General features: G+C 60.1%; 17 protein-coding genes. 8 read left to right on the plus strand and 9 right to left on the minus strand.

Annotated elements, in window-relative coordinates:
- Window positions 1–23: 23 nt before the first annotated feature.
- Window positions 24–1,211: an MFS transporter gene (locus AC0Z8Z_RS16695; protein ID WP_485619819.1), complete on the plus strand. Its 1,188-nt coding sequence runs from the start codon at window positions 24–26 to the stop codon at window positions 1,209–1,211.
- A 183-nt stretch (window positions 1,212–1,394) separates the two neighbouring features.
- On the opposite strand, the gene AC0Z8Z_RS16700 is transcribed toward AC0Z8Z_RS16695, so the two are convergent.
- From AC0Z8Z_RS16700 to glyQ, 4 genes are read right to left on the minus strand one after another with little or no spacing between them, the layout of a single operon-like run.
- Window positions 1,395–2,165, minus strand: coding sequence for a lysophospholipid acyltransferase family protein (locus tag AC0Z8Z_RS16700; RefSeq protein WP_485619820.1), 771 nt, complete (start codon window positions 2,163–2,165; stop codon window positions 1,395–1,397).
- A gap of 57 nt (window positions 2,166–2,222) precedes the next feature.
- Window positions 2,223–2,780, minus strand: coding sequence for a D-glycero-beta-D-manno-heptose 1,7-bisphosphate 7-phosphatase (gmhB, locus tag AC0Z8Z_RS16705; protein WP_485619821.1), 558 nt, complete (start codon window positions 2,778–2,780; stop codon window positions 2,223–2,225).
- Window positions 2,781–2,791: 11 nt separating this feature from the next.
- A complete protein-coding gene (glyS, locus tag AC0Z8Z_RS16710; protein WP_485619822.1) occupies window positions 2,792–4,846 on the minus strand; it encodes a glycine--tRNA ligase subunit beta in 2,055 nt (684 codons plus the stop codon).
- Window positions 4,843–5,790 carry a glycine--tRNA ligase subunit alpha gene (gene glyQ / locus AC0Z8Z_RS16715; protein WP_065988033.1) on the minus strand — a complete coding sequence of 316 codons (948 nt, stop codon included), beginning with the start codon at window positions 5,788–5,790 and terminating at the stop codon, window positions 4,843–4,845. The genes glyS and glyQ overlap by 4 nt, the downstream gene beginning before the upstream one ends.
- An 82-nt stretch (window positions 5,791–5,872) precedes the next feature.
- Between glyQ and AC0Z8Z_RS16720 the strand changes: the two genes are divergently transcribed.
- Both AC0Z8Z_RS16720 and AC0Z8Z_RS16725 read left to right on the plus strand, forming a co-directional pair.
- Window positions 5,873–6,445, plus strand: coding sequence for a DNA-3-methyladenine glycosylase I (locus AC0Z8Z_RS16720; protein ID WP_485619823.1), 573 nt, complete (start codon window positions 5,873–5,875; stop codon window positions 6,443–6,445).
- Window positions 6,446–6,484: 39 nt separating this feature from the next.
- On the plus strand, window positions 6,485–7,372 hold the full coding sequence (locus AC0Z8Z_RS16725) for a lysophospholipid acyltransferase (RefSeq protein WP_122534273.1): 888 nt from the start codon (window positions 6,485–6,487) through the stop codon (window positions 7,370–7,372).
- Window positions 7,373–7,530: 158 nt separating this feature from the next.
- On the opposite strand, the gene trkA is transcribed toward AC0Z8Z_RS16725, so the two are convergent.
- From trkA to def, 4 genes are all read right to left on the minus strand, one after another.
- Complete coding sequence (gene trkA / locus AC0Z8Z_RS16730; protein ID WP_122534274.1) at window positions 7,531–8,904, minus strand: Trk system potassium transporter TrkA; 1,374 nt, start codon at window positions 8,902–8,904, stop codon at window positions 7,531–7,533.
- 46 nt (window positions 8,905–8,950) lie between these two features.
- A complete protein-coding gene (gene rsmB, locus AC0Z8Z_RS16735; protein ID WP_485619824.1) occupies window positions 8,951–10,270 on the minus strand; it encodes a 16S rRNA (cytosine(967)-C(5))-methyltransferase RsmB in 1,320 nt (439 codons plus the stop codon).
- Complete coding sequence (fmt, locus tag AC0Z8Z_RS16740; protein ID WP_485619825.1) at window positions 10,267–11,226, minus strand: methionyl-tRNA formyltransferase; 960 nt, start codon at window positions 11,224–11,226, stop codon at window positions 10,267–10,269. The genes rsmB and fmt overlap by 4 nt, the downstream gene beginning before the upstream one ends.
- 132 nt (window positions 11,227–11,358) lie before the next feature.
- Complete coding sequence (def, locus tag AC0Z8Z_RS16745; RefSeq protein WP_485619826.1) at window positions 11,359–11,865, minus strand: peptide deformylase; 507 nt, start codon at window positions 11,863–11,865, stop codon at window positions 11,359–11,361.
- Window positions 11,866–12,006: 141 nt separating this feature from the next.
- On the opposite strand from def, the gene AC0Z8Z_RS16750 reads away from it, so the two are divergent.
- The 3 genes from AC0Z8Z_RS16750 to tsaC all read left to right on the plus strand — a co-directional run bounded on the left by AC0Z8Z_RS16750 (window position 12,007) and on the right by tsaC (window position 14,866).
- The gene (locus AC0Z8Z_RS16750) at window positions 12,007–13,032 is read left to right on the plus strand and encodes a LysM peptidoglycan-binding domain-containing protein (protein ID WP_172610172.1); all 1,026 of its coding nucleotides are present in this window, start codon (window positions 12,007–12,009) and stop codon (window positions 13,030–13,032) included.
- Window positions 13,033–13,156: 124 nt separating this feature from the next.
- Window positions 13,157–14,269, plus strand: a complete 1,113-nt coding sequence (gene dprA / locus AC0Z8Z_RS16755; RefSeq protein ID WP_485619827.1) for a DNA-processing protein DprA — start codon at window positions 13,157–13,159, stop codon at window positions 14,267–14,269.
- Window positions 14,270–14,308: 39 nt separating this feature from the next.
- Window positions 14,309–14,866, plus strand: coding sequence for an L-threonylcarbamoyladenylate synthase type 1 TsaC (tsaC, locus tag AC0Z8Z_RS16760; RefSeq protein WP_485619828.1), 558 nt, complete (start codon window positions 14,309–14,311; stop codon window positions 14,864–14,866).
- Between the two features lie 28 nt (window positions 14,867–14,894).
- Here the strand turns inward: tsaC and AC0Z8Z_RS16765 are convergent, their stop codons facing one another.
- Window positions 14,895–15,872 (minus strand): NADPH:quinone reductase, encoded by a 978-nt coding sequence (locus tag AC0Z8Z_RS16765; protein ID WP_485619829.1) that lies wholly within the window; start codon window positions 15,870–15,872, stop codon window positions 14,895–14,897.
- 226 nt (window positions 15,873–16,098) lie between these two features.
- Between AC0Z8Z_RS16765 and hemF the strand changes: the two genes are divergently transcribed.
- Together hemF and aroE are read left to right on the plus strand one after the other, a co-directional pair.
- Window positions 16,099–17,019, plus strand: coding sequence for an oxygen-dependent coproporphyrinogen oxidase (gene hemF / locus AC0Z8Z_RS16770; protein WP_485619830.1), 921 nt, complete (start codon window positions 16,099–16,101; stop codon window positions 17,017–17,019).
- The gene (aroE, locus tag AC0Z8Z_RS16775; RefSeq protein WP_485619831.1) at window positions 17,019–17,849 is read left to right on the plus strand and encodes a shikimate dehydrogenase; all 831 of its coding nucleotides are present in this window, start codon (window positions 17,019–17,021) and stop codon (window positions 17,847–17,849) included. The genes hemF and aroE overlap by 1 nt, the downstream gene beginning before the upstream one ends.
- Window positions 17,850–17,977 lie beyond the last annotated feature (128 nt).

Below are 17,977 nucleotides of genomic sequence, written 5' to 3' on the forward strand. Positions count from 1 at the left end.
ACGACCAAGGAGACCTCAGTCTTATGTCGATTCGCAAATACCAGAAAGTGCTGGCTATCCCTCGAGTGCTGCCTGCCACGTTCTTTATGTTCGTTGCGGGGCTGCCGCTGACCATCATGGGGCTCACGTTGAGCCTGCATGTGCTCAATGAAATGGGCGGCAGCTATTTTGATGCGGGCGTAGTGGGGACCTCGACCGCCTTGGGTTTTGCCGTTGGCTCTCCCCTCCTCGGCCGGATGATTGACCGTCACGGCCTACGCCCGGTAGTGGCGGTATGCGGGACGCTGTCGACCCTCGCCTGGATCCTGCTGCCGATGGTGAGCTACTGGCTGTATGTCCTTCTGGCTTTTGTAGCCGGTCTATTTACGGTGCCGACGGGTTCGCTTGCCAGGCAGTTCGTTGCCAGTCTGGTACCGGAGGATCAGCGCCGGCCTGCCTACTCGCTCAACATGATGCTCATGGAGCTTTCCTTCGTCATCGGGCCCGCCACTGGCATCCTGTTGATCACTACCTATTCGGCGACTGCCACTCTGGCGGGCATTGGCCTCTGGCGCGCGCTCTCCTATGTCGTGCTCTATGTGTTGAACTGGCCGACGCGCAATGTGGATGAAGTCGCTGCAAATCCTGGTCGCGTACGTCCCAAACTCCGCACCTGGATGAGCGGCCGTTTGCTGGCGGTAATGTTCGTCAGTGCGGGTGCGTTGTTCGTGTTGTATGGCACCGAGCTGGCACTGATCGCCGTGCTGCGCGCCAGCGATCAACTTGCCTTTACCGGGTATGTCATCGCCGCCATGTCCATTGCCTCCATTGTCGGTGGGTACGTGCACGGGATTGTTCACAGGTCGTGGTCGCAGATGAAACTCGCCTTGGCAATGAGCCTGCTGCTGCTGCCCGTAGTGTTTTTTGATGACGTCTGGTGGTGGCTGATGCTCGCGCTGTTGCCCACCAATTTGCTGTGCACACCGACGCTGGCCGCAGGCTCGGAAGCCGTCGCCAAGCTGGCGCCTTCCAGCGTGAGAGGTGAAGTGATGGGGTTGCACGATTCGGCGTACCGAATAGGTCAGACATTGTCCGCGCCGATTGTGGGATTCGCGATCGACAGCGTTTCCCCCGCCATGGGATTTGTCGCAGCGGCGTGTGGGGGGATTGTGTTGGTGGGTGTGGGAGCGCTCTGCACTCTGCGAATTTCAGCGCCGGCTAGAACGGCTTGATTCACATAACGGTCTTGGGCTGCACAGGCTCAAGACCGGTCTTTTCAGGTCATCGGCAGACGATGAGAAAAAACTTATGCACGTTTTGGCGTTTTGAGCGCCTGAAGAAATAAGCATTTAAATTAACGAGTTAGCAGCGAATTCTTCAAATTCTGATTTATTCGTGCACAGGTTATCCACAATTCACGCCGGTGTTTTCTCGGGTGCAGGTGCGGGCATTGCGGGCGATCCCAAGTCGCGCTGGGTTTGTTCGTTCCACGTTGACACTCGATCGTTAAGCGCAGCAATTGCGCGAGGACCAGTCCCCTCTGCGTACATCGGTTCGCCAATCACAACTTCAATAGTGCCCTGCTTTTTGCCCCATCCCTCTTTCGGCCAATAGCGGCCGGCATTGTGGGAAATAGGCAGAACGGGCAAGTCAGCGTTTACGGCCAGTGCCGAACCACTGCGCGAGAACTTTCCGATCTGGCCGTAGGGTACGCGTGTGCCTTCAGGGAAGATCAGCACCCAGACCCGGTCTTTTAGCAACTCGTCGCCTTTCCTTGCCACGACTTTAAGCGCGGCTTTGGGATTGTTGCGATCGATGGCGATGGGACGCAGCATCGCCATGGCCCAGCCAAAGAATGGCACGTACAACAGCTCCCGCTTAAGCACTTGGCTCAAAGGCTGAAAGTGGGCCGAGAGAAAAAACGTTTCCCACGTGCTCTGGTGGTTGGAGACAATCACGCACGGTGTCTCGGGAATATTTTCCTGGCCGGTGACGTTGACTTTGATGTTGAGGAAAACGCGGGTCAGCCACAAGGCGCAGCGGCACCAGTACACATTGATGAAGCGATAACGAAGACGGAACGGCAGGAAAGGTGCAATAAAGAAACTCAGCGAACACCACAGCAGGGCGGTAGTGCCCAGCAGCAGGTAAAAGAAGAAAATCCTGATGGCCTGCACAATCGACATAGCTGCTTTTACCGTTACGGGGAAATTGCCCGAATTGAGCGAGCCGTTGAATAGCCGTTAGCCGTTCAACGGGGCGCTGTTGTGAATAAGTTCTGCGGCAACCGCCGCCAGATCGTCAAAAACCAACGTGCCTGCGGGTAATGCACCGCTTCGCGTCTTCTGACCTTTACCGGTCATGACCAGAACAGGTTGTGAGTCGACGGCCACCGCCGCCCCCAGGTCACCCTTGCTGTCGCCCACAAACCACACGCCGCGTAAATCGACGGCGTAATGGCGGGCAATGACCTTCAGCATTCCCGGTTTTGGCTTCCGGCAGTCGCAGTTGGCGTCCGGGCCGTGGGGGCAATAAACGACCAGTCCGACCTCGCCACCCTCCTCCGCCACGAGTTCACGCAGGCGTGCGTGCATGGCATCGAGCGTTGCGAGATCGTAGTAACCGCGAGCGATGCCGGACTGGTTGGTAGCCACTGCCACCGTCCAGCCGGCTTTGCTCAGTTGCGCAATGGCCTCGATTGAGCCAGGGATCGGAACCCATTCCTCCACCGACTTGATGTAGGCGTCGGAGTCCTGATTGATCACCCCGTCCCGATCGAGAATCAGCAACTTCATTGGCATCCGCTCCGCTGTCAGCCCAACAACGAGATGTCGGCAACGCCGAGGAACAGATTGCGCAGACGGGCAAGCAAGGCGTACCGGTTGGCTCGCACGCTGGCGTCTTCCGCATTGACCATCACGGCCTCGAAAAACGCATCCACAGGCTCGCGAAGTGCCGCAAGACGGGTCAGCGCTTCGTTGTACTGACGGCTCGCGGACATCGGCGCTACGGCCTGATCTGCTTGCTGAATCGCCGAGTACAGCGAGAACTCGTTGGCGTTATCGAAGTACTTCGGTTCGACGGTCTGGGCGATGTTCCCGTCCGCTTTGCTCAGCAGATTAGAAACGCGCTTGTTCACGGCGGCCAGTGCTGCCGCTTCAGGCAATTTGCGGAAGGCTTGAACAGCCTGAACACGTTGATCGAAGTCCAGCGCCGAAGCAGGCTGCAAGGCACGCACCGACAGGTAAACCGAAACGTCTACGCCTTCGTCTTCATAACGCGCGCGCAGACGGTCGAAGATGAACTCCAAAACCTGCTCCGGCAGACCGGCCGGTTTGATCTTCACACCGAACTGAGCGACGGCGAACTGCACGGTTTTGACCAAATCCAGATCCAGCTTCTTCTCGATCAGAATACGCAGGATCCCGAGCGCGGCCCGACGCAAGGCGTACGGGTCTTTGCTGCCGGTCGGCAGCATGCCGATGCCGAAGATGCCCACGAGTGTGTCGAGCTTGTCGGCGATGGCCACAGCGGCGCCGGTCAACGTGCCTGGCAATTCAGCGCCAGCGCCGCGCGGCATGTACTGTTCGTTCAACGCCAGTGCGACGTCTTCGGGTTCGCCGTCGGCCAAGGCGTAGTAGTAGCCTGCAACGCCCTGCATTTCGGGGAACTCGCCAACCATTTCGGTCGCCAGATCGCACTTGGACAGCAAGCCTGCACGTGCGGCGCGCTGGGCATCGCCGCCAATGCGTGGCGCGATGAACGCAGCGAGCTTGGAAACGCGCTCGGCCTTATCGAAGACCGTGCCCAGTTGCGCCTGGAACACCACGTTCTGCAGACGCTGGTTGAATGTTTCCAGCTTCTGCTTCTTGTCCTGCTTGAAGAAGAACTCGGCGTCGGTCAGACGCGGGCGAACTACTTTCTCGTTGCCGTGGACGATCTGTGAAGGGTCCTTGCTGTCGATGTTCGCCACAGTAATGAAACGCGGCAGCAGCTTGCCTTCGGCATCCAGCAGGCAGAAGTACTTCTGGTTGTCCTGCATCGTGGTGATGAGGGCTTCCTGCGGCACTTCAAGGAAACGCTCCTCGAACGAGCACACCAGCGGCACGGGCCACTCGACCAGCGCAGTCACTTCATCGAGCAATGCCGGCGGCACGATGGCGGTACCTTCGTGTTGCGTGGCGAGTTCTTCGACGCGCTTGCTGATCAACTGACGACGCTCGTTGAAATCCGCAAGCACGTAGGCCGCGCGCAAATCGCTGGCGTAGTTGGCCGGCGAGGTAATGCGCACGCTGTCCGGATGATGGAAGCGATGGCCACGGGATTCACGACCGGACGTCTGGGCGAGGATGGTGCAGTCGACGACTTGATCACCAAACAGCATGACCAGCCATTGGGTCGGACGTACGAATTCTTCCTTGCGCGCGCCCCAGCGCATGCGCTTCGGGATCGGCAGGTCGTTGAGGGAATCTTCGATGATGGTCGGCAGCAGACTCAACGTTGGCTTGCCAGGAATGCTCTGGCTGTAGCGCAGTTTCGGGCCGCTCTGGTCGATTTCGCTCAGGTCCACGCCGCACTTCTTGGCGAAGCCCAAGGCAGCCTGGGTCGGATTGCCATCGGCATCGAACGCGGCCTGGCGTGGCGGGCCGTCCAGATTGACGCTGCGATCCGGCTGCTCGGTGGCGAGTTGACTGATCACCACGGCCAGACGACGCGGCGCGGCATAGACCTGCTTGGCGCTGTAAGTCAGACCGGCAGCCTGCAGACCTTTTTCGATACCGGCCATGAACGCATCGGCCAGGGTATTCAATGCTTTGGGTGGCAGTTCTTCAGTGCCCAGTTCAACCAGAAAATCTTGAGCACTCATTGCGCAGCCTCCAGCTTGGCCAACACTTCATCGCGAATATCGGGCGCGGCCATCGGGAAGCCGAGCTTGGCCCGGGCCATCAGGTACGCCTGGGCCACGGAGCGAGCCAGGGTGCGGACGCGCAGAATGTACTGCTGACGCGCCGTCACGGAAATCGCGCGACGGGCATCCAGCAAGTTAAAGGTGTGAGAGGCCTTGAGGACCATTTCGTAGCTCGGCAGTGGCAGCTCGACCTCGATCAGGCGCACGGCTTCGCTTTCATAGAAATCGAACAGCTCGAACAGCTTGTCGACGTTGGCGTGCTCGAAGTTATAGGTCGATTGCTCCACTTCGTTCTGATGGAACACATCGCCGTAGGTGACTTTGCCGAACGGGCCGTCAGTCCAGACCAGGTCGTAGACCGACTCGACGCCTTGCAGGTACATCGCCAGACGTTCGAGGCCGTAGGTGATTTCGCCGGTGACCGGGTAGCACTCGATACCGCCGACCTGTTGGAAATAGGTGAATTGCGACACTTCCATGCCGTTCAGCCAGATCTCCCAACCCAGGCCCCAGGCGCCGAGGGTTGGGGATTCCCAGTTGTCTTCGACAAAGCGAACGTCGTGCACGAGTGGGTCAAGACCCACGTGCTTCAGCGAGCCAAGGTACAGCTCCTGGAAATTGTCCGGGTTGGGCTTAAGAACGACCTGGAATTGATAGTAGTGCTGCAGGCGATTCGGGTTCTCGCCATAACGGCCATCGGTAGGACGACGGCTCGGTTGTACGTAGGCGGCGTTCCAGGTTTCCGGGCCGATGGCGCGCAGAAACGTAGCGGTGTGGAAAGTGCCGGCGCCCACTTCCATATCGTAGGGCTGAAGTACCACACAACCTTGCTCAGCCCAGTATTGCTGGAGGGCGAGGATCAAGTCTTGGAAGGTACGCACGGCTGGCGTAGGCTGGCTCACGAAATTCACCTGTACTGGGGGGCTGCGATTTAAAGAGCGGGAGTATACCCGATTCGGCCGCGCCTCCACCCTTGGGAGCCCTATGCCACGCTGCTTTTGGTGCAACGAAGATCCGCTTTACATGGACTACCACGATCAAGAGTGGGGTGTGCCGTTGCGCGATGCGCAGATGCTGTTCGAGTTCCTGTTGCTCGAAGGGTTCCAGGCTGGACTGTCGTGGATCACCATCCTGAAAAAGCGTGAGCGCTACCGTGAAGTGATGTTCGGCTTCGACGTCCAGCGCGTCGCGGCGATGACCGATGCTGAAATCGAAGCGCTGATGCAGGAGCCCGGCATTGTGCGCAACCGCCTCAAACTCAACGCTGCGCGCAAGAATGCCCTGGCCTGGTTGCGGCTGGAGGATCCGGCCGCGTTTGTCTGGTCCTTCGTGGGCGGGGAGCCTAAGGTCAATCACTTCAAGGACCGCAGCGAAGTCCCGGCCATTACCCCCGAGGCCGAAGCGATGAGCAAAGCGCTGAAGAAAGCCGGCTTCACCTTCGTCGGCCCGACTATCTGTTACGCCTACATGCAGGCCACCGGTATGGTGATGGACCATACGGTTGATTGCGATCGATACGCCGAGCTGGCGGGTGATGTGGATAATCGGCTCCCATGAATGGTTACAATGGCCGCCTCATGTATTCGGGAGTGATCTGTGGATAAGTTCAAAGGCGCCTTGATGGTGGGGGCACTGCGCCTGTTTGCCCTGTTGCCGTGGCGCGCAGTGCAATGGGTCGGCACCTGCATTGGCTGGCTAATGTGGAAGTTGCCTAACCGGTCTCGCGACGTCGCGCGGATCAACCTGTCCAAGTGCTTCCCCGAACTGAGCCCTGAAGAACTCGAAGCGCTGGTCGGCCGCAGCCTGATGGACATCGGCAAGACCCTCACCGAAAGCGCCTGCGCGTGGATCTGGCCGGCGCAGAAGTCGATCAATCTGGTTCGCGAAGTCGAAGGGCTGCAGGTGTTGAAAGATGCCCTTGCGTCGGGCAAGGGCGTAGTCGGAATCACCAGCCATCTCGGCAACTGGGAAGTGCTCAACCACTTCTATTGCAGCCAGTGCAAACCGATCATTTTCTACCGGCCACCCAAGCTCAAGGCCGTAGACGACCTGCTGCGCAAGCAGCGCGTGCAGTTGGGCAACCGCGTCGCAGCGTCCACCAAGGAAGGCATTCTCAGCGTCATCAAGGAAGTGCGCAAAGGCGGCTCGGTCGGTATTCCGGCGGATCCGGAACCTGCCGAGTCAGCAGGTATATTTGTACCGTTCTGCGGGACAATGGCGCTGACCAGCAAGTTCGTGCCGAACATGCTGGCGGGCGGCAAAGCTGTTGGCGTATTTCTACACGCGATGCGTCTGGAGGATGGTTCTGGCTACAAGGTCGTACTTGAAGCGGCGCCGGACGACATGTACAGCACCGACACCGCGACGTCGGCAGCTGCCATGAGCAAGGTGGTTGAAAAATACGTGCGGGCCTATCCAAGCCAGTATATGTGGACCATGAAGCGCTTCAAGAAACGCCCCGAGGGTGAGAAGCGCTGGTATTAAGCTCAGGTACTCACTTCAAGACCTGATAGGAACTTGTGGGGGCGAACCTGTTCGCGAATGGCGTATTCAGTACGCCATATCCAGCGGCGGATCCGCCGGCCTATCAGTGAGCAAGCTCACTCCCACATTGTCCTGATCATCGACTCTGACTCAGGCTTTCAGAAAAAGCTCAGGCCCACCTGAAACAGTCGTTCCACGTCGCGAATGTACTTTTTATCCACAAGGAACATGACCACGTGATCGCCCGATTCGATCACGGTGCTGTCATGGGCGATGATTACCTGATCGGCGCGGGTGATGGCGCCGATGGTCGTGCCGGGCGGCAGGTTGATGTGCATGATGGCTTTGCCAATCACCTTGCTGGATTTGGCATCGCCATGGGCGACGATCTCGATGGCTTCTGCCGCGCCCCGACGCAACGAATGCACACTGACGATATCGCCGCGCCGCACGTGTGCCAGCAACGTGCCAATGGTGGCGAGCTGAGGGCTGACCGCGACATCAATCTCCCCACCTTGCACCAGATCGACATAGGCCGGGTTGTTGATGATCGTCATCACCTTCTTGGCACCGAGACGTTTGGCCAGCAACGACGACATGATGTTCGCCTCGTCGTCGTTGGTCAGCGCCAGAAACAGGTCGGCATTGTCGATGTTCTCTTCAACGAGCAGGTCACGATCGGAAGAGCTGCCTTGCAGGATCACCGTGTTGTTCAGCGTGTCTGACAGGTGACGGCATCGGGCCGGGTTCATCTCGATGATCTTGACCTGATAGCGGTTCTCGATAGCTTCCGCCAGCCGCTCGCCGATCTGGCCACCCCCGGCAATCACGATGCGCTTGTAGCTCTCATCCAGGCGACGCATCTCGCCCATGACGGCGCGAATATCCGGCTTGGCAGCGATGAAAAAGACCTCGTCGTCAGCCTCGATAACCGTATCGCCTTGGGGAATGATCGGACGGTCTCGACGAAAAATGGCCGCAACTCGCGTGTCGACATTCGGCATGTGCGTGCGCAGTTGACGCAGTTGCTGACCCACCAGAGGCCCGCCGTAGTACGCCTTGACCGCCACCATCTGCACTTTGCCGCCGGCGAAGTCGATGACTTGCAGCGCGCTGGGGTATTCGATGAGCCGCTTGATGTAATGGGTGACCACTTGCTCAGGGCTGATCAGCACGTCGACAGGAATGGCGCCGTTGGCGAACAGGCCTGAGCGGGTCAGGTAAGCCGACTCGCGAACGCGGGCAATCTTGGTCGGCGTCTGGAACAGCGTGTACGCGACCTGGCAGGCGACCATGTTGGTTTCGTCGCTGCTGGTCACGGCCACCAGCATGTCGGCGTCGTCGGCGCCGGCCTGACGCAACACGGTCGGAAACGAACCGCGGCCGTGAACGGTGCGGATATCAAGGCGATCACCCAATGCCCGCAGACGATCCTGATCGGTGTCCACAACAGTGATGTCATTGGCTTCGCTGGCCAGATGCTCGGCCAGCGTACCGCCGACCTGTCCTGCGCCGAGAATGATGATCTTCAATCAGTCTCTCCTTGAATGATGATGCCGTCACACCGGGTATTGGTTCTCACGCCGCTGCGATCTTGATCAGTTTGGCGTAGTAAAACCCGTCATGCCCGCCTTCCTGCGCCAGCAACTGACGGCCGTGGGGCTGCTTCAAGCCAGGAGGCGGATTGCCTTGCTGACCGGCAATGTCCAGCTCCCGAGCACCCGACGTACGCGCCAGGAATGCGTCAATGACTTCCGTGTTTTCAGCCGGCAGGGTCGAGCACGTGGCATACAGCAAAATCCCGCCCACCTGCAGCGTCGGCCACAGTGCGTCGAGCAATTCGCCCTGCAGCGCGGCGAGGGCGGGAATGTCATCCGCCTGACGGGTCAGCTTGATGTCGGGGTGGCGGCGGATCACGCCAGTCGCCGAGCAAGGCGCGTCGAGCAGGATTCGCTGGAACGGTTTGCCGTCCCACCACTGATCGGTGGCGCGGGCATCGGCGGCGATGAGCTCGGCACTCAGGCCCAGGCGATCGAGGTTCTCTTTGACCCGCACCATGCGCTTGGCTTCAAGATCCACTGCGACCACGCCCGCCAGGCCCGGTTGTACTTCCAGCAGATGGCAGGTTTTGCCACCCGGTGCGCAACAGGCGTCCAGCACACGTTGACCCGGCGCCAGCTCCAGCAAGTCGGCGGCCAGTTGCGCGGCCTCATCCTGAACGCTGATCCAGCCCTCAGCGAAACCCGGTAGCGAACGAACATCGCCCGGTTCGGTCAGCACAATTCCATCCTGGCTGAACGTGCAAGGCGTCGCGGCGATGCCTGCGTCCAGCAACAGCTGAAGGTACTGCTCGCGGGTTTTGTGCCGGCGGTTGACCCGCAAAATCATCGGCGGGTGGGCATTGTTTGCTGCACAAATCGCTTCCCAATGCTCGGGCCATGCAGCTTTCAGCGCTTTTTGCAGCCAGCGTGGATGAGCCGTGCGCACCACTGGATCGTGTTCCAGCTCCGTCAGCAATGCCTCGCCCTCCCGTTGGGCGCGACGCAGCACAGCATTGAGCAACGCTTTCGCCCACGGTTTTTTTAGCTTCTCGGCACAGCCTACGGTTTCGCTGATAGCAGCATGGGCGGGGATGCGCGAATAGAGCAGCTGATACAGACCCACCAGCAATAAAGCCTGCACGTCGTTATCAGCGGTTTTGAAGGGTTTCTGCAGCAGCTTGGCCGCAAGCGCAGACAGCCTCGGCTCCCAGCGCGCGGTGCCAAATGCCAGGTCCTGGGTCAGCCCGCGGTCGCGGTCTTCAACCTTGTCCAGTTGTGTAGGCAAAGAGCTGTTCAGCGATGCCTTGCCGCCCAACACGGCAGCCAGGGCCTTGGCGGCGGCCAGACGCGGGTTCATTGCGCATCCACCGCTTGACCGAGGACGGTGCCGACGGCGAACTTCTCGCGGCGGCTATTGAACAGGTCAGCGAAGCCCAGCGGTTTGCCGCCTGGTAGTTGCAGACGGGTCAGACGCAGTGCGCCACTCCCGCACGCGACCAGCAGGCCGTCTTTGCTCGCGTCGATGATGCTGCCGGGCGTGCCCTCCCCGTCGGCGACCTGCGCGGCCAGCACCTTCAGCGCTTCGCCGTTGAGCGTGGTGTGGCAAATCGGCCATGGGTTAAAGGCGCGTACCAGTCGCTCCAGCTCGACGGCGGGACGGGTCCAGTCGATGCGTGCTTCGTCTTTGTTCAGTTTGTGCGCATAGGTGGCGAGGCTGTCATCCTGCACTTCGCCAACCAGCGTGCCTTCCGCCAATCCGGCGATGGCTCGAATCACCGCGGGTGGACCGAGCTCGGCAAGACGGTCGTGCAGCGTGCCGCCGGTGTCGTCGGCCGTTATCGGCGTCGTCACCTTGAGCAACATCGGGCCGGTGTCCAGGCCCGCTTCCATACGCATGACCGTCACGCCGCTCTCGGCATCGCCGGCCTGCACCGCGCGCTGAATCGGCGCAGCACCGCGCCAGCGTGGCAGCAACGAGGCGTGACTGTTGATGCAGCCCAGACGCGGAATGTCCAGCACGGTCTGCGGCAGAATCAGGCCGTAAGCGACCACGACCAGCAGATCCGGCTGCAACGTGGCCAGCTCGGCCTGGGCTTCGGGTGCGCGCAAGGTAGGCGGCTGCATGACAGGAATGTTGTGCTGGAGGGCAAGCTGCTTGACCGGGCTCGGCATCAGCTTCTGACCACGACCGGCCGGGCGGTCTGGCTGGGTGTACACCGCAATGACGTCGTGGGGACTGTCGAGCAGGGCTTTCAAATGCTCGGCGGCGAATTCCGGGGTGCCGGCAAACACGATGCGCAGTGGCTCAGTCATGGGCTTCTCTTGAAGTAAGACTGTAGAAACGCGCTTGCCCGCGATCGCGTGGTGTCAGCCAAGATATGCGGCAGAGGACAGGTCGCTATCGCGGGCAATCGCGCTCCTACGGTAGAAAGGAGGATGGCGGGATCAGGCGTTTTGCTTGTGGAGTTTTTCCAGCTTCTTCTTGATCCGGTCGCGCTTGAGATTGGACAGGTAATCAACGAACAGCTTGCCGTTCAAGTGATCGCATTCGTGCTGGATGCACACCGCGAGCAGGCCCTCGGCGATGAATTCGTAAGGCTGACCGTCACGGTCCAGTGCCTTGATCTTGACCCGCTGCGGGCGATCCACGTTTTCGTAGAAACCTGGAACGGAAAGGCATCCCTCCTGGTACTGATCCATCTCGTCGGTGAGCGGCTCGATTTCCGGGTTGATGAACACCCGCGGCTCGCTGCGATCTTCGGAGAGGTCCATCACCACCACGCGCTTGTGTACGTTAACCTGCGTCGCGGCGAGACCGATGCCAGGCGCTTCGTACATGGTTTCAAACATGTCGTCGACCAACTGGCGAATGCCGTCGTCCACTTCAGCCACTGGCTTGGCGATGGTGCGCAGGCGCGAATCGGGAAATTCGAGGATGTTTAGAATGGCCATATACGTAAGGGATGCACTGTAGGGTAAAGTCAAAATCGGCTGCTAGGCTTGGGACGTCACAAGCTGCAGCCCTAGTAAAACCGGAAGTCTCGCAAGACTCAGCGTTCCACGCGAAGCCAACATGATAAAGGGATTCACCGCATGAGGAAATCACTACTCGCCCTGCTGCTGTTGGCCGCGACAGGCCTTGTCCAGGCGCAAGTACAGCTCAGGGATGGCCATCCGCAGAGTTACACCGTTGTCGCCGGTGACACACTTTGGGACATTTCCGGGAAATTTCTCAACCAGCCCTGGAAGTGGCCGGAGCTCTGGCGCGCCAATCCACAGGTTCACGACCCTGATCTGATCTACCCCGGCGATACGCTCAACCTGATTTACGTCGATGGTCAGCCACGCATCGTGGTCAATCGCGGCGCGTCCCGGGGCACTATCAAACTGTCCCCGCGTGTGCGCAGTACGCCGATTGCAGAGGCGATTCCCACGATACCGTTGGGCGCAATCAATGCGTTTCTGCTGAACAACCGAATCATTGATAACGCGAGCCAGTTTGAAGCCGCGCCTCATGTCGTGGCCGGCCCCGGCGAGCGGGTGCTCAGTGGCGCGGGTGATCGCATCTATGCGCGCGGGCAGTTCGAACCGAGCCATGTGTCCTACGGCATCTATCGCAAGGGCAAGACCTACGTCGACCCAGTGAGCGGCGTGGTGTTGGGTATCAATGCCGATGACATCGGCAGCGGCCAAATCATTGCCAGCGAAGGTGACGTGGCGACGCTGCAACTGCAGCGCTCGACGCAGGAAGTACGCCTCGGCGATCGTCTCTTCGTCAGCGAAGAACGCGGAATCAATTCCACCTTTGTCCCCAGTGAGCCCCAACAACCGATCAACGGCAACATCATCGACGTGCCGCGCGGCGTGACGCAGATCGGCGAGTTTGACGTGGTCACTATCGATCGCGGCCGGCTTGACGGCTTGGCCGAAGGCAACGTATTGGCGATCTACAAGACTGGCGAGACGGTCCGCGACCGGGTCAATGGCGATCAAGTCAAAATTCCAGACGAGCGCTCTGGGCTACTGATGGTCTTCCGCACCTACGAGCGATTGAGCTACGGCATGGTGCTGCACGCAACCCGATCTCTGGCAGTGCAGGACAAAGTCCGCAATCCGTAATGCTATGTATCAGCTGTAAATCACTTTTCTCCACCGGCATGCTTCACTTATCAAATTGTTGTTAACAGACTTATCCACAGCTTGGTCCACCGATTAAGGTGGGTCGCGGATCAAGGAAGATCACATGCCGTTGTTCGAAAAGGCCGGTCAGTCGCCGGCTGAGCTGGAAGCCCGTTTGCGTTTGCATCGGCTGCCGGAAGTCGGTCCAAAACGTTTCCACACCCTCATCGATGCATTTGGCAGCGCCTCTGCCGCATTGAGTGCACCGGCTTCAGCGTGGCGATCTCTACGGCTGCCGGCGGCCAGTGCCGAGGCCCGTCGCAGTGCCGAAGTGCGCGACGGAGCCAGTGCTGCACTGGCCTGGTTAGAGCGTCCGGGCCAGCATTTGCTGATGTGGGACGACCCTGACTATCCTGCGCTGTTGGCAGAAATCCCGGATCCACCGCCCCTGCTCTTTATCGCCGGAAACCGCGCTTTGCTTGATCGCCCGCAGCTCGGGATGGTGGGCAGTCGACGTGCTTCCAAGCCCGGGCTCGACACCGCTGCAGCGTTCGCGAGAAGCCTGGCCGGTGCTGGTTTTGTGATCACCAGCGGGTTGGCGCTGGGTATCGACGGCGCCGCGCATCAAGGTGCGCTGGATGTAAAAGGCGGGACAATCGGCGTGCTTGGCACAGGCATCGAAAAACTTTATCCACAGCGGCATCGCCAACTTGCAGCGCGCATGATTGCCGATGGCGGCGCGGTGATTTCCGAGCTGCCACTGGACGCAGGTCCCCACGCGAGCAACTTTCCCCGGCGCAATCGAATTATCAGCGGTTTATCCTTGGGCGTGCTGGTGGTCGAGGCGAGTGTCGCCAGCGGATCGCTGATCACGGCACGTCTTGCCGCCGAGCAGGGCCGTGAGGTCTACGCGATCCCCGGCTCGATCCATCATCCGGGGGCCAGGGGTTGTCACCAGTTGATCCGTGAAGGGGCGGTGCTAGTGGAAACCATCGACCACATTCTTGAAGCGCTGCAGGGTTGGAAAAACATTGCGCCGAGCCATGACGTCGTTGTTAAGCCGTCGACGCCGCTCCATCCGCTGCTCGCCCTCTTGCACGCAGCGCCGCAAACCGGCGAGGCGCTGGCCCACAACAGCGGTTGGCCTTTGCCAAAAGTCCTGGCAGCGCTGACCGAGCTGGAACTCGACAGCAGCGTGGCCTGTGAAGCCGGGCGATGGTTTGCCCGGGCACGCTGAGGTTAAACTGCCCGCCTGCGTAATTTGGGAGAACGGACGATGGTCAGCAGTTGGCGAGTGCAGCAAGCCGCACGAGAAATTCGGGCCGGGGCGGTGATTGCCTATCCAACCGAAGCAGTGTGGGGGTTGGGATGTGACCCTTGGGATGTGGAGGCGGTGTATCGCCTGCTGGCAATCAAGGCACGGCCTGTTGATAAGGGCTTGATCCTGATCGCAGACAACATCCGTCAGTTCGATTTCCTCTTCGAGGACTTCCCTGAGCTGTGGATTGATCGCATGGCCAGCACCTGGCCGGGACCGAATACCTGGCTGGTGCCCCATCAAGGCCTGTTGCCGGACTGGATCACCGGAAAGCATGACACCGTCGCCCTCCGGGTCAGCGATCACCCTATCGTTCGCGAGTTGTGCGCCCTGACAGGCCCCTTGGTGTCGACTTCCGCCAACCCGACCGGCCGCCCCGCTGCCCGCTCACGACTGCGCGTTGAGCAGTATTTTCACGAACAGCTGGACCTGGTCCTGGGTGGCACTCTTGGCGGGCGTCGCAACCCAAGTGTGATCCGGGATCTGGTCACCGCTGAGGTGGTAAGGGCGGGGTAATGCCCTTCCACCGTCTCGCAGGGTGAGATCAAGGCACCAGAATGATCGACCCAACCGTTCTGCGGCCGGACAGTTCGGTATGGGCTTTCGCGGCATCCTTGAGGGCAAACTTCTGGATGTCGTCGACTTTCACCTTGCCGCTGGCGACCATTTCAAATACTTCATCCGCCATCGCCTGCAAGGCTTCCGGCGTGTTCGCATAGGAGCCCAATGTCGGGCGGGTAACGTAGAGCGAGCCTTTCTGGGCGAGTACCCCCAGGTTCACCCCGGTCACCGCGCCGGATGCATTGCCGAAACTGACCAGCAGGCCTCGCAATTCCAGGCAATTAAGGGACGTTTCCCACGTGTCTTTGCCTACACCGTCGTAGACCACCGGCACCTTCTTGCCATCGGTCAATTCCAGTACACGCTGAACGACGTCCTCCTTGCTGTAATCGATCACTTCCCACGCGCCATGCGCTTTGGCGTGCGCAGCCTTTTCTGCCGAGCTGACCGTGCCGATGAGCTTGACGCCCAAGGCGTTGGCCCACTGGCAGGCGATGGAACCCACGCCGCCGGCAGCGGCATGGAACAAAATGGTTTCTTCAGGGCGGATCTCGTAGGTCTGGCGAAACAGGTACTGCACGGTCAGGCCCTTGAGCATAACGGCGGCGCCCTGCTCGAAGCTGATGCCGTCAGGCAGTTTGGCAATGTTCGCGGCCGGCGTCAGGTGAATGTCCCCGTATGCACCCAACGGGCCTGTGCCGTACACCACCCGGTCGCCGACTTTGACGTGGGTGACTTCGCTGCCGACCGCTTCAACCAGCCCCGCGCCTTCGTTGCCCAACCCCGACGGAAATGAAGGCGCCGGGTAAAGGCCGCTGCGAAAGTAGGTTTCGATGAAATTAACGCCAATCGCCTTGTTGCGCACGAGCACGTCTTTCGGACCCGGTGCCGGGGGTTCGAAGTCTACGTACTCGAGCACCTCGGGACCGCCATAAGCCTTGAACTGGATACGTTTTGCCATTTGCTTTCTCCGTCATGGGTCGGAACTGCAGGGGATGACTGTTGATGCGAAAGGGCTCTATCGGACTCCTTCGTCGGCGCTTCGTCAACTGCGGCATCCGCCAGGCCGGTGATATGCTACGGACCGAATTTCGCCGACGGGATTTGCGCAGCGAGGCGTGCTATCAACGCCAAGACTCGCTGAATCCCGCTCCCGACGCACGTTTCAGTTTATGCAGGTACTGCCCATGTCCTTTCGCACCGATGCCGTCAAAGCCTACTTGCTCGATCTTCAGGACCGCATTTGCGCCGCGCTGGAAACCGAAGATGGCAGCGCCCGTTTCGTCGAAGACGCCTGGGAACGGCCTGCAGGCGGTGGCGGACGAACCCGAGTGATCGAGAACGGCCACATCCTCGAAAAGGGCGGGGTCAATTTTTCCCACGTCTTCGGCGCTGGCCTTCCCCCCTCGGCCAGCGCCCATCGACCGGAGCTGGCAGGACGAGGTTTCGAAGCCCTCGGTGTGTCGCTCGTGATGCACCCGCATAACCCACACGTGCCGACTGCCCACGCCAATGTGCGGTTTTTCATCGCAGAGAAAGAGGGTGAAGAGCCGGTATGGTGGTTTGGCGGCGGCTTTGACCTGACCCCTTATTACGGCGTCGAGGAAGACTGCATTCATTGGCACCGCGTTGCCGAACAGGCCTGCGCGCCGTTCGGTGCCGACGTCTATCCCCGCTACAAGGCGTGGTGCGATCGCTACTTCCATATCAAGCACCGTAATGAGCCACGCGGCGTCGGCGGACTGTTTTTCGACGACCTCAACGAGTGGGATTTCGACACCAGCTTCGCGTTCATTCGCGCGATCGGCGATGCGTTCGTGGAGGCGTATCTGCCCATCGTTCAGCGCCGCAAAGACACCCCGTACACGCCGCAGCAGCGCGAATTTCAGGAATTTCGCCGTGGGCGTTACGTTGAATTCAATCTGGTGTACGACCGCGGCACCCTGTTCGGCCTGCAATCGGGTGGCCGCACTGAATCGATCCTCATGTCGCTGCCGCCGCAAGTGCGCTGGGGCTATGACTGGAAAGCCGAGCCAGGCAGTGAAGAAGCACGCCTCACCGATTATTTTCTGCAGGATCGCGACTGGCTGGCTGAGGCGACACAGTGATGACCGACCAGTATGTTGTCTTCGGCAACCCTATCGCCCACAGCAAATCGCCGCTGATCCATCGCCTGTTCGCCGAGCAGACCGGTCAGGCCCTCGACTATCAGACCTCGCTCGCGCCGCTGGACGGCTTCACCGCGTTTGCCAAAGCGTTTTTCGAAACCGGCCGTGGCGCCAACGTCACCGTGCCCTTCAAGGAAGAAGCGTACCGGATGGCCGATCAGCTGACCGAGCGCGGCCGTCGTGCCGGAGCGGTCAATACCTTGGCCCTTCAAGCGGACGGGAGCCTGCTGGGTGATAACACTGACGGAGCCGGTCTGGTTCGAGACCTGAAGGTGAATCATGGCATCACGCTCAAGGACAAACGCATCCTTGTGCTCGGAGCTGGTGGCGCAGTGCGTGGCGCGCTGGAACCCTTGCTGGCGGAAGATCCCTACGTGCTGGTGGTTGCCAATCGCACGGTAGAAAAGGCTGAACAGCTGGCCCAGGAGTTCGCCGACATCGGCCCGGTGCTGCCCGCAGGCTATGACTGGCTAGAAGAGCCGGTGGACATCATCATCAACGCCACGTCGGCGAGCCTGTCGGGCGAAGTCCCGCCCATTGCGCCCAGCCTGATTCAGCCTGGCGCGACCTTTTGCTACGACATGATGTACGCCAAAGAGCCGACTGCATTCTGCCGCTGGGCCACGGAGCACAGCGCCGGACAGGCAGTGGATGGTTTGGGGATGTTGGTCGAGCAGGCCGCCGAGGCGTTTTACCTGTGGCGCGGCGTGCGACCGGAGTCAGCGCCGGTGCTGGCGGAGCTGCGGCGGTTGATGGTGCAGAACGGATAACGCGTGGGCTCATCAAGGCTCACACACTGCAGTTCTGGCTGTTTACGCAAAAATTGTGGGAGCGAGCTTGCTCAGGAAGACGCCATCTCAGCCGCTGAAAATCTAGCGAACATGCAGACCTCTTCGCG

Source organism: Pseudomonas sp. 1L-C-7-B-C1 (assembly GCF_057291635.1).

What these genes read in the sequence shown, in the direction of transcription:
- AC0Z8Z_RS16695 (WP_485619819.1), top strand. Translation starts at nt 24, where the DNA reads ATGTCGATTCGCAAATACCAGAAAGTGCTGGCTATCCCTCGAGTGCTG.
- AC0Z8Z_RS16700 (WP_485619820.1), bottom strand. Translation starts at nt 2,165, where the DNA reads ATGTCGATTGTGCAGGCCATCAGGATTTTCTTCTTTTACCTGCTGCTG.
- gmhB (WP_485619821.1), bottom strand. Translation starts at nt 2,780, where the DNA reads ATGCCAATGAAGTTGCTGATTCTCGATCGGGACGGGGTGATCAATCAG.
- glyS (WP_485619822.1), bottom strand. Translation starts at nt 4,846, where the DNA reads ATGAGTGCTCAAGATTTTCTGGTTGAACTGGGCACTGAAGAACTGCCA.
- AC0Z8Z_RS16720 (WP_485619823.1), top strand. Translation starts at nt 5,873, where the DNA reads ATGCCACGCTGCTTTTGGTGCAACGAAGATCCGCTTTACATGGACTAC.
- rsmB (WP_485619824.1), bottom strand. Translation starts at nt 10,270, where the DNA reads ATGAACCCGCGTCTGGCCGCCGCCAAGGCCCTGGCTGCCGTGTTGGGC.
- fmt (WP_485619825.1), bottom strand. Translation starts at nt 11,226, where the DNA reads ATGACTGAGCCACTGCGCATCGTGTTTGCCGGCACCCCGGAATTCGCC.
- def (WP_485619826.1), bottom strand. Translation starts at nt 11,865, where the DNA reads ATGGCCATTCTAAACATCCTCGAATTTCCCGATTCGCGCCTGCGCACC.
- AC0Z8Z_RS16750 (WP_172610172.1), top strand. Translation starts at nt 12,007, where the DNA reads ATGAGGAAATCACTACTCGCCCTGCTGCTGTTGGCCGCGACAGGCCTT.
- dprA (WP_485619827.1), top strand. Translation starts at nt 13,157, where the DNA reads ATGCCGTTGTTCGAAAAGGCCGGTCAGTCGCCGGCTGAGCTGGAAGCC.
- tsaC (WP_485619828.1), top strand. Translation starts at nt 14,309, where the DNA reads ATGGTCAGCAGTTGGCGAGTGCAGCAAGCCGCACGAGAAATTCGGGCC.
- AC0Z8Z_RS16765 (WP_485619829.1), bottom strand. Translation starts at nt 15,872, where the DNA reads ATGGCAAAACGTATCCAGTTCAAGGCTTATGGCGGTCCCGAGGTGCTC.
- hemF (WP_485619830.1), top strand. Translation starts at nt 16,099, where the DNA reads ATGTCCTTTCGCACCGATGCCGTCAAAGCCTACTTGCTCGATCTTCAG.
- aroE (WP_485619831.1), top strand. Translation starts at nt 17,019, where the DNA reads ATGACCGACCAGTATGTTGTCTTCGGCAACCCTATCGCCCACAGCAAA.